The sequence below is a fragment of the Citrobacter sp. Cpo103 genome, from assembly GCF_030332605.1.
Lineage (GTDB): Bacteria > Pseudomonadota > Gammaproteobacteria > Enterobacterales > Enterobacteriaceae > Citrobacter > Citrobacter portucalensis.
On the sequence record NZ_JAOWHO010000035.1, the window covers coordinates 692,517 to 707,229 of the forward strand.

The following is a 14,713-nucleotide window of genomic DNA, read 5'->3' on the forward strand; positions in this document are numbered from 1 at the left end:
CCGGATGCGGCTTAACGCCTTATCCGGCCTACTTTTGATACCAGGCGGTACGCCGCATCCGGCACTATATACACCCTTATTTCGCCATCGCCTTCTCGTTCTTTGCCCGTAGCTTTTTCGCCCGACTCTCCAACAGCAAATAACACATCAGCGCCAGCAGCAGCGGAATAAAATAGTACAACACGCGATACGCGAGCAGGGCAGCAATGATCGTGCCCTGAGACGTATTCTCTCCTGCCAGCAGCGCCATAAACACTGCCTCCAGCACGCCGATCCCCGCCGGAATATGCACAATCACCCCGGCAATACTGCTTACCAGCAGCACGCCCAGCACGAAGAAATAGTTGATGTTCTGGCCCAGCAACAACCAGATAATCGCCCCCATTACCATCCAGTTAGCCCCGGATATCACCATTTGCGCGAGGGCAAATTTCCACGAGGGTAGCACCAGCTTTTGGCCCTTGATGGTGATGTGACGATGTTTAGCGAAAGCGCAAAACCACAGATAAACAACAATAATCAGCAGCAGCGCTATGCCTAAAATGCGCAATGTGCCTTCATCGATATACCAGTGTGCGGGCAGTTCGACGACGCCGAAGGTAAATATAAAACCGCCCAGCAGAATATAGCCCAGCCAGTTTGTGGTTATGCTCAGCGAAAAAATCCGCGTTATTGTGCCCCCCGGCAACCCGAGACGCGAGTAGAGCCGATAACGCATCCCAATACCACCCACCCAGGTGCTTAACGTCAGGTTGAACGCGTAACAGATAAACGACACCAGCATGACCTGGCGTTTTGCCAGTTTGTGACCGCAGTAGTAGCGCCCGAGCAGATCATAACAGCCGTAAAGTAAATAACTGACGATCACCAACCCCACGGCGCTGAGCAGGGCGATCCGGTTGTAATCGTGAATTACCGTCCACACTTCCTGCCAGTTGACTTTGCTGGCATAAACAACCAGCAACACGATCACCGCAATAAAAAATAACCATGTGAGGATCTTTTTCGCTAACCGCCAGCGTCGGTGATTTTTTGCCATCAGGTTTTCCCTCCTGCATCCTCAGTTTGTATACGGTCCTGAGTTTCCAGAGCGGGCTGCGCGGGCGGCTCTATCTCGGCCAGATGCGGGGTATGCGCCGGAAGCCAGCCGACCAGCGCCGGGAAGTGGCGTAAAAAGTGGAAGGCCAACACGCTTTTAGTCAGGTTCCACCAGGTGCGTTTTGGCAGCATGGATTCATCAACCCGCTTGCAGTCCTGCGCAATAATAGGGTTCAGGTTGTCGCGCAGGGTCTGGTTAAACGTGCGGTCATGAATAATCAGATTCGCTTCCAGATTCAGCGACAGGCTCAGCGGATCAAGATTGCTGGATCCCACCGTCGCCCAGTGATCGTCCATCAGCGCCACTTTGCCATGCAGAGGTTTACGGCGGTATTCATAGACATGGACGCCACCCTTAACCAGATAGTTGTACAGCAGGCGGGCACCCACTTTCACAATCGGCATATCCGGTTCACCTTGCACGATGAGTTTTACCCGAACGCCGCGTCGCGCTGCTTTACGCAGGGCATGCAGCAGACGATAACCGGGAAAGAAATAGGCATTGGCAATGATCACTTCCCGTCGGGCCTGGGTCAGCATTTTCAGATAGTGGCGTTCAATATCATCGCGATGCTCTTCGTTATCGCGCCAGACAAACAACGCCTGCGCTTCGCCAGGGCGATGATTGTCGATTGCCCGGTGATGACGTCGCCACCAGCGTCGTACGGCGCTCTGTCCGGGCAAGTTTTCCAGCACGAATCTTAGGATGTCGGCTACGACTGGACCTTCAACGCGCACGGCGTAATCCTGTTTGGCCTCCGGGCCGTAATCAGACATATGTTCAGCGGAGTAATTGATGCCGCCGACAAAGGCAACACGGTCATCAATGACCACTATTTTTCGATGCATACGGCGAAAGAGATTGGTGCGCATACCGAACAGGCGTGGGCGCGGATCGTAGTAGCGGAAAACAATGCCGGCTACGGTCAGCTCTTCAACAAAACTGTCGCTCAGATCCGGCGAACCGTAGCCATCCAGCAGCACCTCTGCTTTGATGCCTCGCCGGGCGGCTTCGAGCAACGCGGCATGCAACCGTTTTCCGACCGCATCTTCAAACCAGATAAAGGTCTCAAGGATAATTTTTTGCTCTGCCTGCTCAATGGCGTCAAAGACGGCGGGGTAGAATTGATCGCCATTTTCCAGCAGTTGAATTTGATTGCCTTCACGCCAGCCATATTTCATAAATGAATCTCCGCATTCAGGGGGGCATGATCGGACAAATGTCGCCAGTGACGCAGCGCCAGCGTCGTTGGGGTACTGGCATTCGCGTTTTTCACATAGATCCTGTCCAGACGCAGCAGGGGAAACTGCACCGGAAACGTTCGCGCCGGGCGGCCGTGGGCGCGGGTAAAAATCTCGTCAAGGCCAGCTTTGGCTTTCAACGGACGATTGGCCGTTTGCCGCCAGTCATTAAAATCTCCGGCAATCACTACGGGCTCCGCGTTGGGTAGGGCGTTAACCCAGTCTGCCAGCATAGAGAGCTGGGTCTGGCGGTGAGCTTCACGCAGGCCGAGATGTACACACATCACATGAATGGGGTGGGGGAGCATTGGCGGTACGATTCGGCAGTAAAGGACTCCGCGCTTTTCACTCGCGCCGACTGACACATCACGATTTTCATAATGCTCAATGGGATACCGCGACAGCACCGCATTACCATGATGTCCCTGCGGGTACACGGCGTTACGCCCGTAGGCGAAGTCGCTCCACATGGTGTCCGCCAGAAATTCGTAATGGCTGGTATCCGGCCAGTTATCAATGTGCAGCGAATGCGCTTCGTGTGCGCCCATGACTTCCTGCAGACATACAATGTCTGCACCAACCGTTCTGACGGCCTCCCGTAGCTCAGGCAAAATAAAACGCCGGTTGAAGGCGGTGAACCCTTTGTGAGTATTAATGGTGAGCACATTGAATGAAAATTGAACTCCCGATCCGCTCATGAGCCTCCCGATGGCGTCACTTCCTAAATAAAATAGTGTAGTCGTCGTCACAAAAAGATGCGGTGTTGCGGAATTTTCCGTAAAGTCCGGTACTCTGAACAATTAGTCGAAAATCCTTCAGGAGAATAGCCATGAGGTGGCAACAACGTGTTCGTGTCGCAACGGGTCTAAGTTGCTGGCAGATAGTGTTGCATTTACTGGTAGTGGCGTTGCTGGTAATGGGCTGGATGAGCGGCAGACTGGTGCATGTCGGCCTGGGATTGTGCGTCGTGTACGGCGTTACGGTTTTATTGATGCTGGCATTGCAACGTCACCACGAACAGCGCTGGCGCGACGTGGCTGATGTGCTGGAAGAGTTGACCACGACGTGGTATTTCGGTGCCGCAATGATCGTGCTGTGGCTGCTGTCGCGTGTGCTGCAAAACAACGTCTTGCTGGCACTGGCGGGGCTGGTAATCCTTGCCGGACCCGCCGTGGTCTCGCTGCTGGCGAAAGACAAAAAGCTACATCACCTTGCGTCTAAACATCGCATACGCCGCTGATCCGGTCGTGGCCGCTATCACCAACAGCGGCCACAAGCTTCCCCAGACAATCTTCAAACTCGCATCTTTCAGGTAAATTTGTTTCGTGATGTCCGTAAAATGGCGGATCGGGTTTATCCACGTCAGATTCTGCAACCAGACCGGCATGTTTTCGACCGGTGAGACGTAGCCCGAGAGTAAAATCGCCGGCATCATAAACACAAACACGCCGATAAACGCCTGCTGCTGGGTGGCGCACAGTGACGAAATCAGCAGACCAAAGCCAACCAGCGACAGCCCGTAAATCACCATTGTGAAATAGAACAGCCCCAATGAACCGGCAAACGGAATGTGATAAGCCCAGATACCGATCGCCAGCACAATGGTGGCCTGAAAAGTAGCCACAATGAGCGCGGGCACCGCTTTACCGATAAAAATCTGCCAGGTGGTCAGCGGGGAAACCAGCAGTTGATCCAGCGTGCCTTGCTCGCGCTCGCGGGCAACCGAGAGCGAGGTGACGATCATTACGCCGATGGTGGTGATCATGGCGATCAGCGACGGAACCACAAACCATTTGTAATCCAGATTCGGGTTGTACCAGTTACGCACTACCAGCTCACTGTTGTTCGGTTTCGGCTTGCCGTCCATCAGCTCCTGCTGATACTCCTTAACGATTTGCTGCAGGTAATTCGCGGCAATTTGCGCGCTGTTGGAGTTTCGCCCGTCGAGGATAATCTGCATGGGTGCCTGCTGGAAGGTATCCAGATTACGCGAAAAATTGGCCGGGAAACGCACCAACAGCAGGGCTTTTTGCGTGTCGATGGTGGGCTGGATCTCCTGCGGGCTTTTCAGCAGCAGAACATGCGTAAAAGCGCTGGCGCGGGCGAAGCGCTGGGTAAGCTCAACCGAATGTTTACCGTTGTCTTCGTTATAGATAGCGATAGTGGCGTTGGTGACTTCCAGCGTTGCCGCGAACGGGAACAGGATAACCTGAATCAGCACCGGTAAAATCAGAATGGCTCGCGTCTGCGGTTCGCGTAATAGCGATTGCAGCTCTTTGCGAATTAATGTCCATAAGCGATGAAACATGCCCGTCCTCTCAGTCCAGTTTGTAGGCCTGATAAGCAAAGCGCATCAGGCATAATGCCGGATGGCGACGTGAACGCCTTATCCGGCCTACGGCTACAATTATCCATACACATATTTAATCCAGCCGACGTTTGGTTTTAAGCCACGTCAGGCCAATAAACATCACCGCCGAAGCGATTAAAAACAGCACGTTGATAATCAGCACCACCGGAATATTTCCCGCCAGGAACAGGCTTTGCAGGGTGCTGACGAAATAACGCGCCGGAATAATGTAGGTTACCGCCCGGATAATCGCGGGCATGCTGTCTATCTGGAAGATAAAACCCGACAGCATAATAGAGGGCAGGAAGGCGGCGTTCAGCGCGACCTGCGCGGCGTTAAACTGGTTGCGGGTGATGGTGGAAATAAGCAACCCCATGCCTAGCGTACTGAGCAGAAACAGGCTGGTAATGAAAAACAGGATCAGCAACGAGCCACGGTAGGGCACGCCAAGAATAAACACCGACACCAGCATACACAGCAGCATCGCCAGCATGCCCAGAAAGTAATACGGGATAAGTTTGCACAGTAGGAGTTCGACGCGGGTGACTTCTGTCGACAGCAGCGCTTCCATGGTGCCGCGCTCCCATTCGCGCGCCACCACTAATGAGGTGAGGATGGCGCCAATGACCGTCATGATGATGGTGACCGCCCCGGGAATAATAAAGTGCTGGCTGATGGCCGCCGGGTTAAACCAGTAACGGGTCTGCACGTCGATCAATGGTTTGAACGATTCCCCACGATCTTCTGCCCGCTGTTGCTGCCAGATTTGCCAGATGCCTTCGACATAACCCTGCACAAAGTTGGCGGTATTGGGTTCGCTGCCGTCGGTGATCACCTGGATCGGTGCCACGTCATTGGGTCGTGCCATCTGCTGGGCAAAATCCACCGGGATCACCACCAGCCCGCGAATGCGCCCGGCCTGCATTTTCTCAATCAGTTCCTGACGGTTATCGCTGATGGTAGCGTCAATATACGGCGAACCGGTCATGGTATGGGTAAAATCCAGCGCCTCTTCGCTCTGCTGTTCGAGCAAAATCCCTACCCGCAGCTTGCTGGAGTCGAGGTTGATCCCGTAGCCGAAGATAAACAGCAGCAGCAGCGGGATCACCACCGCAATCAGCCAACTGCTGGGATCGCGGACGATCTGGCGCGTCTCTTTCACGCACAGCGCGCGGACGCGACGCCAGGAGAGAGCGGAGTTACTCATGCGTATGCTCCTTATCCCAGTCATTGATTAGCGTGATGAACGCCTGTTCCATGGTCGGGTCCGGCGTGTCGCTGTCGGCAGCCTGAGCCTTCAGGTCGTCCGGTGTACCGCTGGCAATCAGCTTGCCGCGATATACCAACCCGATGCGATCGCAGTATTCCGCCTCATCCATAAAGTGGGTGGTCACCATCACCGTGACGCCTTTTTCCACCATGCTGTTGATATGCAACCAGAACTCGCGGCGGGTAAGGGGATCGACCCCGGAAGTGGGTTCATCAAGGAACAGAATGTCGGGTTCATGCATCAGCGAGCAGGCCAGCGCCAGACGCTGCTTAAAGCCCAGCGGCAGTTCGTCGGTGGCGTGGGAGGCGATACTTTTCAGGCCAAATGCCTCGCTCATACGATCGATTTTCTCTTTCTGCGCCCGACCGCGCAGGCCGTAGACGCCGGAGAAAAAGCGGAGATTCTGTTCAACCGTCAGGTTACCGTACAGGGAGAATTTCTGCGCCATATAGCCCAGATGCTGACGCGCTTTGCCGGAGCTGACTTTCAGGTCCATATCCAGCACCAGCGCTTTGCCGGAAGTGGGGACCAGCAGGCCGCACATCATTTTAAAGGTGGTGGATTTGCCAGCGCCATTAGGGCCTAACAGACCAAAAATCTCGCCGCGCTGCACGGCAAAGTCTACGTGGTCGGTAGCGGCAAAATCGCCAAATTTCTTGGTCAACGCTTTGGCTTCGATCACCGTTTCACCAGGCGTGCCTTCCACGGTATGCAGGATAGCGCCCAGCGGGGACTCCGATGTTCCGGCTCCGCCGAGTAAATCGATAAAGGCATCTTCGAAGCGGGGGGCTGTTTCGTTGATGGTTATCTCCGGCATGCCGTCAGCGTTTTGGATCTGCTGAGCAGTAGCCTCTTTTTTCAGGATTAAACGGACGGATTTGCCCTGAATCATTCCGTCGCTGACCAGCGGCAGCTTTAACGCGCGTTGCAGCAGTCGGCGGTTGTTTTCCTGTGGACTGCTCATCAGGAAGCTACGACCCGCCATGGTTTGCGTAAGCTGAGTAGGATCGCCCTGGTATAACAGTTCACCTTCGTTCATCAGCAGCACATCACGGCATTGCTCTGCTTCATCCAGATACGACGTACTCCAGAGGATCAGCATGCCGTCCCCGGCCAGTTCGTGGACCATTTGCCACAGTTCGCGACGGGAAATAGGGTCGACACCCACGCCTGGCTCATCCAGCAGCAACACTTTGGGTTCGCCAACCAGCGTACAGGCAAGCCCGAGCTTCTGCTTCATGCCGCCAGAAAGCTTGCCCGCCAGTCGCCCGGTAAACGGCCCTAACGAGGTAAACTCCAGTAGTCGGGCAAAGGTTTTTTCTCGCGCTTCACCGGTGACGCTGCGTAAGTCGGCATAGAGATTGAGGTTCTCCATGACGGTTAAATCTTCGTACAGACCAAATTTCTGCGGCATATAGCCCAGCACCGCATGCAGCGCGCTGTCGTCTTTGATGGGGTCAAAACCAATCACCGCAGCACTTCCGGCATCAGGTTTTAATAATCCCGCCAGCATTCGCATCAGCGTGGTTTTGCCCGCGCCGTCAGGCCCGACAAGTCCGGTCACGTAGCCCGCATGAACGGTACAGTCGAGCGGGGCGACGGCCGGCTTTTCCATTCCGGCAAAGTTTTTCGTCAGCCCTTTAAGCGTAATGACGGCGTCATTCATGCCGTGCCTCATCGCCAAACTTAATCGTTACCGGCATTCCCTGGCGCAGCGAATCGTCCGCGTCGGTGACGACAATTCGCAGGCGATAAACCAGGTCGGTACGCAGGTCAGGAGTCTCGACCGTTTTCGGGGTAAATTCGGCGGTAGGAGAAACGAAGCCGATTTTGCCGTGATACGGTTTGTCCGGTCGGCCATCGGTATAGAGCAGGATCTCACGTCCTGGCTGCGCCTGGCTCAGATTTCGTTCGTCAACGTAAGCACGAACCCAAACCGGACGCGTGAGCGACAGCGTCAGTACTGTGCCCCCTTCGTTCAGCATGCTGCCGGGTTCAACCGCACGGGTGAGAAGCGTGCCGTCAGACGGCGAGGTCAGCGTGGTGTCATGCAAATTAAGCTCTGCCTGTGCCAGCTCGGCCTGAGCTTGTTCGAGCGTGGCTTTCGCCTGCTCGATGTCCTGCACACGATTACCGCTGCGATATTGCGTGAGTTTATCCTGTGCGGATTTAAGCGAAGCTAACGCCTGATCGCGAGATGAACGGGCGTTTTCCAGATCGTTGGCAGAAATGGTGCGGCTTTTCCACAATCCGACCTGCCGATTGTAAAAGTTCTGCGCGTAATCATAGGCGGCCTGCGCCTGTTTGACTGCTGCCGCGGTTTGCGCGATCTCTTCTTCGCGATACCCTGCCAGCATCAGATCGTATTGTGCCTGTGCGGCGGCAACGTTGGCTTTTGCCTGCATCAATGCGTTTTCATACGGTGCGCGGTCCAGTTCACCCAGCACCTGACCGGCGGTAATGGCATCGCCTTCGTCAACCGCCAGCGAGGCCAGCCTGCCGCCGACGCGAAAACTCAGGTTGACGCTACGGATATCGACATTGCCGTACAGTGTTAAACCATTATCTTGCCGACTTTGATACCACCACGTTCCACCGGCAATCACGGCAACGAGGGCCGCGATAACCAGCCCGAGAACGACAGGTTTTTTCATGACTCCAGACTCCTTTGCGTTAAACCTTGCAGAATAAGATCGATGTGACAGGTGATCGTTTGGTCAATCAGCGCGGTTTTATCCTCATCAAATTGTGACCAGCCCGTACGCAACAGAATGGTTTCTTTCCCCAGACGAAAAGCCAGCACCTCGCCGAGAATGGCGTGGGTGTGCAGAATCATTTGGGTATCATTGGCATCGCCGCCCGTATAGGCGGCAATCAGGCGCGTCAGATGTGTATGCAGCGGATTGATAACCTGGTCGTGCACCAGTTGATAAGCCGCGGTGGGGGAAAGCTGTTCACGCGAGATAAATTTGCTCAGGTTAACGGTGTCGTCCTGAGTTAACAGCATGATCATATTTTTGCAGGCGCGCAGGATCAGTTCGCGCATCGCGCCACGGTCCGGCTCTGGTTGGGCGAATAAACGCTCGGCCTCTTCAGCGTGCGGGCGAAACTGTGCACCGATAAAATCCGCAATCCACTGGGCGCAGGCGAGATATAAATCCTCTTTTGAGCCAAAATAGTAGGTGATAGCCGCAATGTTTTGCCCGGCCTGTGCAGCTATATCGCGCGTCGTGGCGTGCAGACCATACTCGCCGAATTGCGCCAATGCGGCGGCAATGAGCTGGTTCTTCGCCTGTTCACCTTTGGTTGTCATGGTGGGTGTATTCATGGCACGACTCTGATCTTAATCAATCGATTGATTAAGATTATGACTGATGTGTAGCCTTGTCCAGTCCGGAGCGTTATTTTCCAGTTAAGGGATAATTTATGCGGCACATCACAAAAACTGCTACACTCCGCCCCTTCATGACATTGTGGTTTTTGTCATCTCTATTGTATGTATCTCCCTGAAAACGACACCGGTAACGGTCAGGGCGGTTCGGAGTTGTTATGTCTTTTGATTCCCTTGGTTTAAACCCTGAAATTTTACGTGCCGTTGCCGAGCAGGGTTACCGTGAACCTACCCCTATTCAGCAGCAGGCTATTCCTGCCGTGCTGGAAGGCCGCGATCTGATGGCCAGCGCCCAGACCGGTACGGGGAAAACGGCAGGATTTACCTTGCCGCTGTTGCAGCACCTGATCACCAATCAGCCGCATGGTAAAAGCCGTCGTCCGGTTCGTGCGCTGATCCTCACGCCAACCCGCGAACTGGCGGCCCAGATTGGCGAAAACGTCCGTGATTACAGTAAGTATCTGAATATTCGCTCGCTGGTGGTCTTCGGTGGCGTCAGTATTAACCCGCAGATGATGAAGCTGCGTGGCGGCGTAGATGTGCTGATCGCCACTCCGGGTCGTTTGCTCGATCTGGAACACCAGAATGCGGTGAAACTGGATCAGGTTGAGATCCTGGTACTGGATGAAGCTGACCGCATGCTGGATATGGGCTTTATTCACGATATTCGTCGCGTTCTGGCAAAACTGCCGGCAAAACGTCAGAACCTGCTGTTCTCGGCAACGTTCTCTGATGACATTAAATCGCTGGCCGAAAAACTGTTGCACAACCCGCTGGAAATTGAAGTGGCGCGTCGTAATACCGCGTCAGAGCAGGTTACTCAGCACGTTCATTTCGTTGATAAAAAACGTAAACGTGAACTGCTGTCGCAGATGATTGGTCAGGGCAACTGGCAGCAGGTGCTGGTGTTTACCCGTACCAAACATGGCGCGAACCATCTGGCAGAGCAGCTGAATAAAGACGGCATCCGCAGTGCGGCTATCCACGGTAATAAATCTCAGGGTGCGCGTACGCGTGCGCTGGCTGATTTTAAATCCGGTGATATTCGCGTGCTGGTAGCGACCGATATTGCCGCGCGTGGTCTGGACATTGAAGAGTTACCGCACGTAGTGAACTACGAGCTGCCAAACGTCCCGGAAGACTACGTGCACCGCATTGGTCGTACCGGTCGTGCGGCCGCTACCGGCGAAGCGTTGTCTCTGGTGTGCGTCGATGAACACAAGCTGTTGCGTGATATCGAGAAGTTGCTGAAAAAAGAGATCCCGCGTATTGCAACGCCAGGCTACGAGCCAGATCCGTCCATTAAAGCTGAGCCGATCCAGAACGGTCGCCAGCAGCGTGGCGGCGGCGGTGGTCGTGGGCAGGGCGGAGCAGGGCGTGGCCAGCAGCCGCGTCGTCAGGATGGCGGTGCGCCAAAAGCGAAACCGCGTAGCGGAGAAGGCAACCCGGCAGGCGATAAGCCTCGTCCACCGCGCCGTCCGCGCAAACCGTCTGCAGCACAGTAATTCACCTTGCTGTATGGCAGTATAAACACGCTATCCGGCCTACACACTGTGTAGACCGGATAGGTCAATCACTCCCCCGAACTTTGCGATTTCAGCACGATTGAGCAGGTATATCGTCCTGCCGGGTGAATCGAAATCGTCGTCTCAAATACTTTCCCGTCCCTGTCCAGATAACGACGCACGATTCTCATCGCTGGCGAATCAGGTGCTACATTGAGAATCTTTGCCACCTTTTTGGGCACGCCGACAGCCGTAATGGTCTGATGCACCTCATGGCTTTTAATACCGTAATGGGTTTCGATCAAATCGCTGATTAACGAGTGTGGGTCGTCACGGATGTACGTACGCAGCTTGGCGTAATCCGTGCTGGCATAACTGTCCGTCCAGCAGATTGGCGCGTCGGGGTTTTGCGCATCTTCGCGAGTGCTGGCAATGTGCAGCCAACGGGAACCGGGCGGGCAGCCAATCATCTGGGACAACTCTATGTCCGCCACAATCTCATCGATTTTCTTGATGACGCGCAGATTGTTTTTGGCCAGCAGCAACAGATCCTCAAGATGCGATAGCGGGTGATTGACGCCGTTAGCCTTAGGTTCGCAAACGCGGGTTCCCGCGCCTTTACGCCGTGATATCAGACCTTGCTCTGTTAATTCCCTTAACGCCTCACGCATGGTGTGGCGGCTGACCTGCCATGTTTCGCACAGTTCCATTTCCGTAGGAAACAGCGAACCGGGGGCAAAAGTTCCCACCGCAATTTGCTGCGCCAGTTCACGTGCTATTCGCTTGTACAGAGATTCTTTCATCGCAGTTTCATCAAAATATTAGTGATCTTTATCACGAAAATTTGTACGGACTATTCCCTACATTTCTTATGAATACTATAAATGTCCGTACATTAAAATGTACGGACATTTGTTTATGTCTGGACATTGTGGCGGCATTTGAATATCCAACAAACTGCCGTAAACACGCATCTTATCATTATCAGATTTTCCAGGGGGATTTATGGCTTCGAATGTACTTGATTCTGTTCTGTTCAGGGATTCTTTCGGCACACCGGCGATGCGCGCGGTGTTTGACGATCGTGAGCTGGTGCGCAAATACGTGGAAGTGGAAGTGGCATTAGCCAAAGCCCAGGCACGCTGCGGTGTGATACCCGAGGCTGCGGCGCAGGAAATCGCAGAAAAATGTAATGCTGACACGCTCGATTTTGATTTATTGCGCCATGAAACCGAAATTGTGGGTTATCCGATCCTACCGCTGGTGCACCAGATTTCTAAACAGGCTGGCGAGTCCGGTGGTTATGTGCACTGGGGGGCCACCACTCAGGACATTATGGACACCGCAGTGGTTCTGCAAATTCGTGATGCTTTTGCGCTCATTGAGTCCGATATGGACAAACTCCGCGCCACGCTGGCCGATCTTTCACGCCGCTACCGTGATACGCCGATGGCCGGGCGAACCCATTTACAACAGGCTTTGCCCGTGACCTTTGGTTACAAAACGGCCATCTGGCTGGATATGTTTGAACGCCACGCGGAACGTCTTACCCAGGCGCGTCCTCGTGTATTGGTCGGCGAATTTGCGGGGGCAGCCGGTACGCTGGCATCACTGGGGGATAAAGGCCTCGCGGTACAAAAAGCGATGATGGAAGAGCTTGGGCTAAATGTCCCAACATCCACCTGGCACGTCGCGCGTGATGGTTTTGCCGAAGCGGTGAACCTGTTAGCGGTGATTACCGGGTCGCTGGGCAAGATTGCCTACGACGTAATGCTGCTGGCAGCAAACGAGTTTGGCGAACTGTATGAGCCGTTTGTTAAAGGGCGTGGCGCCAGCAGTACCATGCCGCAGAAACGCAACCCTATTTCCAGTGAGCTGATGCTGGCCTGTGCCAAAGGCGTTCGCCAACAGGCAGGGTTGATGCTTGATGCGATGGTGCAAGATCTGGAGCGCGCAACCGGGCCGTGGCATGCCGAATGGATTGCTATCCCAGAAAGTTTCGTTCTCAGCGCGGGGGCATTGCATCAGGCCAACTTTATGCTGGCGGGGCTGGTGGTCGATGAAGAGGCGATGAAACGTAACCTCGGCATGACTAACGGATTGATTGTGGCTGAAGCGGTCATGATGGGGTTGGCTCCGTATATTGGTCGTCAGGATGCACATGACGTGGTGTATGACGCCTGTCGTATCGTCAACGAACAAGGTGGACGATTGGCTGATGTGCTGAATGCGATGCCATCTGTCTCTGAACGACTGGACCCACAGTTGATTGAAAAACTGACCGACCCAGCAAATTACCTTGGAATGGCACCGGCGATGGTGGATCAGGTATTAGCAAGATACATGTCGCGGAAATGAATGCTCTCGGGCTAACGGAATAAGGATATTTTTATGTCAACGAATTCTGTCACGGGAAAATCCATTCTGTCGTTCCTGATACCGCTGGCGATAGGCGCGATCATTTGGTTTTATCCTGTTCCTGATGGTCTAACGCCTCAGGCCTGGCATATGTTCGCGATATTTGCCGCGACCATTGCCGCCATTCTCACTCAGCCGCTCCCTTCGGGGGCGGTGATGTTGATTGCACTTTGCGTGGTTATTTTCACCAAAACGTTACCAGAGGCAAAGGCGCTGTCAGGGTTTGCGTCCGGTACGGTATGGCTCATTTTCTGCGCCTACGTCTTGTCTCTGGGGTTTGTGACGTCAGGACTGGGGAAACGTATTGCGTATAAAATGTTATCGCTCTTTGGCGGCAGCAGCCTGGGTATTGCTTACTCACTGGGGGTTTCCGATCTGATTATGGCCCCGGCAATGCCGTCAGTAACTGCGCGGTCCGGGGGCATAATTTTTCCCATCACGCGTTCCATCAATGATGTGTTGGGCTCCGCTCCAGGGGTAACGGGCAAACGTATTGGCGATTTCTTAACCATGGTGTGCTTCCAGTTTACGCCGATTACCGGGGCGATATTTCTCACCGGGATGGCGGCGAATCCGCTGGTAGCGAGCCTGGCGAAATCGTCATTGGGTATGGAGATAACCTGGGGCGGATGGTTTATTTCCGCAGTAGTCCCTGCGATGGTTTGTTTCTGTCTGATGCCGCTACTGGTCTATAAATTATTGGATCCTGAGCTTAAGCGTACGCCAGAGGCAAAAGCGATGGGTAAGCAGGCGCTCGGTGAGCTCGGTTCGATGAGCAGCAACGAGAAAAAGGTCGCGTTTGGTTTTGTGCTGGCGCTGGTTGGCTGGGGCACCAGTTTGATTACTGGATTGTCTGCCACATCTGTCGGGCTGGGGCTGGCTGCTTATCTGTTTGCTTCGGGTGCTGTTAGCTGGAAAAGTTTGCTTAATGACCATGCAGCCTGGGATACGGTTATCTGGTTTAGCGTCATTATTAGCCTTGCGACCGGACTTGCCGATCTGGGTTTTATTAAATGGATGACAATAAAGTTAGGCAGCGGTATTCAAGGGTTTGGTGCGATTGAGTCCTTTATTGTGCTGGGGATCCTTTACATTTACGTCCACTATCTCTTTGCTACGGCTACCGGGCACGTAGCTGCGCTGTATGCTCCTTTCGCGGCCACGGCGATCGCTGCGGGTGCACCGCCGATGATGGTTGCTATTTGCTTCGGTATCTTTAGTAATCTGATGTGGGGGAATACCGAGTATGGTGGCGGACCTGGTCCTATTTATTTTGCCCAAGGCTATTTTGAACGACCGCGTTTTTACAAAATTAACCTCTGTGTGGTAACGGCAAATGTGATTATCATTTTTGCAGTGGGCATGCTGTGGTGGAAGCTGCTGGGATACTATTAACCGACACGTTTATTCGGCCTGCAATGTACCTGACTGTAGGCCGG

The 14,713-nt window shown here is 54.0% G+C and carries 13 protein-coding genes; 4 read left to right on the forward strand and 9 right to left on the reverse strand.

The window, feature by feature from the left end; all coding sequences use genetic code 11:
- Positions 1 to 76: 76 nt before the first annotated feature.
- From OGX89_RS19835 to OGX89_RS19845, 3 genes are read right to left on the reverse strand one after another with little or no spacing between them, the layout of a single operon-like run.
- A complete protein-coding gene (locus OGX89_RS19835; RefSeq protein ID WP_003831538.1) occupies positions 77 to 1,039 on the reverse strand; it encodes a lysylphosphatidylglycerol synthase domain-containing protein in 963 nt (320 codons plus the stop codon).
- A complete protein-coding gene (gene clsB, locus OGX89_RS19840) occupies positions 1,039 to 2,280 on the reverse strand; it encodes a cardiolipin synthase ClsB (RefSeq protein WP_003831540.1) in 1,242 nt (413 codons plus the stop codon). Before clsB ends, OGX89_RS19835 begins: the two co-directional genes overlap by 1 nt.
- Positions 2,277 to 3,038 carry an endonuclease/exonuclease/phosphatase family protein gene (locus tag OGX89_RS19845; protein WP_126956705.1) on the reverse strand — a complete coding sequence of 254 codons (762 nt, stop codon included), beginning with the start codon at positions 3,036 to 3,038 and terminating at the stop codon, positions 2,277 to 2,279. Before OGX89_RS19845 ends, clsB begins: the two co-directional genes overlap by 4 nt.
- Before the next feature lie 131 nt (positions 3,039 to 3,169).
- On the opposite strand from OGX89_RS19845, the gene OGX89_RS19850 reads away from it, so the two are divergent.
- Complete coding sequence (locus OGX89_RS19850; RefSeq protein WP_003831542.1) at positions 3,170 to 3,580, forward strand: YbhQ family protein; 411 nt, start codon at positions 3,170 to 3,172, stop codon at positions 3,578 to 3,580.
- Here the strand turns inward: OGX89_RS19850 and OGX89_RS19855 are convergent.
- The 5 genes from OGX89_RS19855 to cecR form a co-directional block, all read right to left on the reverse strand.
- Positions 3,542 to 4,648, reverse strand: coding sequence for an ABC transporter permease (locus tag OGX89_RS19855; RefSeq protein ID WP_003831543.1), 1,107 nt, complete (start codon positions 4,646 to 4,648; stop codon positions 3,542 to 3,544). The two genes, OGX89_RS19850 and OGX89_RS19855, sit on opposite strands and share 39 nt — an antisense overlap.
- A 115-nt stretch (positions 4,649 to 4,763) precedes the next feature.
- On the reverse strand, positions 4,764 to 5,897 hold the full coding sequence (locus OGX89_RS19860) for an ABC transporter permease (RefSeq protein ID WP_003831545.1): 1,134 nt from the start codon (positions 5,895 to 5,897) through the stop codon (positions 4,764 to 4,766).
- Positions 5,890 to 7,626, reverse strand: coding sequence for an ATP-binding cassette domain-containing protein (locus OGX89_RS19865; protein ID WP_003831546.1), 1,737 nt, complete (start codon positions 7,624 to 7,626; stop codon positions 5,890 to 5,892). The genes OGX89_RS19860 and OGX89_RS19865 overlap by 8 nt, the downstream gene beginning before the upstream one ends.
- Positions 7,619 to 8,614, reverse strand: coding sequence for a secretion protein HlyD (hlyD, locus tag OGX89_RS19870; protein WP_003831548.1), 996 nt, complete (start codon positions 8,612 to 8,614; stop codon positions 7,619 to 7,621). The genes OGX89_RS19865 and hlyD overlap by 8 nt, the downstream gene beginning before the upstream one ends.
- Complete coding sequence (gene cecR, locus OGX89_RS19875; RefSeq protein WP_003831550.1) at positions 8,611 to 9,288, reverse strand: transcriptional regulator CecR; 678 nt, start codon at positions 9,286 to 9,288, stop codon at positions 8,611 to 8,613. The genes hlyD and cecR overlap by 4 nt, the downstream gene beginning before the upstream one ends.
- Positions 9,289 to 9,509: 221 nt before the next feature.
- Here cecR and rhlE point away from each other — a divergent pair, with 221 nt between their 5' ends.
- Positions 9,510 to 10,856: an ATP-dependent RNA helicase RhlE gene (gene rhlE / locus OGX89_RS19880; RefSeq protein WP_126956707.1), complete on the forward strand. Its 1,347-nt coding sequence runs from the start codon at positions 9,510 to 9,512 to the stop codon at positions 10,854 to 10,856.
- 68 nt (positions 10,857 to 10,924) lie between these two features.
- Here the strand turns inward: rhlE and OGX89_RS19885 are convergent, their stop codons facing one another.
- Positions 10,925 to 11,659, reverse strand: coding sequence for a GntR family transcriptional regulator (locus OGX89_RS19885; RefSeq protein ID WP_003831553.1), 735 nt, complete (start codon positions 11,657 to 11,659; stop codon positions 10,925 to 10,927).
- 202 nt (positions 11,660 to 11,861) lie between these two features.
- On the opposite strand from OGX89_RS19885, the gene OGX89_RS19890 reads away from it, so the two are divergent.
- A complete protein-coding gene (locus OGX89_RS19890; RefSeq protein WP_003831555.1) occupies positions 11,862 to 13,214 on the forward strand; it encodes a class-II fumarase/aspartase family protein in 1,353 nt (450 codons plus the stop codon).
- A gap of 33 nt (positions 13,215 to 13,247) precedes the next feature.
- Positions 13,248 to 14,669 (forward strand): DASS family sodium-coupled anion symporter, encoded by a 1,422-nt coding sequence (locus OGX89_RS19895; protein ID WP_003831557.1) that lies wholly within the window; start codon positions 13,248 to 13,250, stop codon positions 14,667 to 14,669.
- Positions 14,670 to 14,713: the final 44 nt, after the last annotated feature.